This is a genomic window from Mesorhizobium sp. M4A.F.Ca.ET.020.02.1.1, assembly GCF_004022645.1.
Lineage (GTDB): Bacteria > Pseudomonadota > Alphaproteobacteria > Rhizobiales > Rhizobiaceae > Mesorhizobium.
The window spans coordinates 1-653 of record NZ_RZOI01001321.1; the positions used below are offsets into that span (position 1 = coordinate 1).

2 pseudogenes are annotated in these 653 nt (G+C 61.7%); both read right to left on the minus strand.

The features are described from left to right. A pseudogene (locus EN742_RS36895) lies at window positions 1–310 on the minus strand (tol-pal system protein YbgF); the annotation flags it as partial. 177 nt (window positions 311–487) lie between these two features. Beyond that, a pseudogene (locus EN742_RS36900) lies at window positions 488–653 on the minus strand (peptidoglycan-associated lipoprotein); the annotation flags it as partial.

Consider the following 653-nt stretch of genomic DNA (forward strand, 5'->3'; position numbering starts at 1 on the left):
GCTGGAAGCGGAACTCGTTGTCCTCCTGCTGCTTGCGGATCTGCTCCTGCATCTGCAGTATCTGGAAATTGAGTTCCTCGATCTTGCCGTTCATCTGCCTGAGTTGGTCTTCCAGGCCAGTGGCGCCGGCGCCGTCCTGCTGCGCGATCTGCTGCTGTTGCGGTTTCTTCTTGTCGCCGAAAATGCCGAGCGTCGGCAGGTGGAAGGAGAACCCGCTATCGGCAGGCTGCCCCGTGCCGGCTGCCGGGGCGGCGATGCTTGATACGAGCAGCAGCGCAAGCGTGCCGCTGAGGACCGTTCTGAAATGCATTCTTTCTCTCGCCGTGAAATTGATAGCCCGTTGCGCCCTTCCGATTCAGAGTGGGACCAAGCGCCCTCGGCTCATAGCAGGGCGCGAGACTTCGGCCAAATTTTGTTTCAGGGCGCTGGATATGAAAAAGGCGGCCATTTGGCCGCCTTTCGCATGGTGCTGTTGTATTTTTGCCAATCAGGATCCGGCGCCCGAAAGCGTGGTGACGGCGCGGCGGTTCTGCGACCAGCAGGAGATGTCGTCGCAAACGGCGACCGGGCGCTCCTTGCCGTAGGAGATCGTCTTCAGGCGCTGGGCCGAAACGCCCTTGGAGACCAGGAAGTCGCGGGTGGCGGGGGCGGGG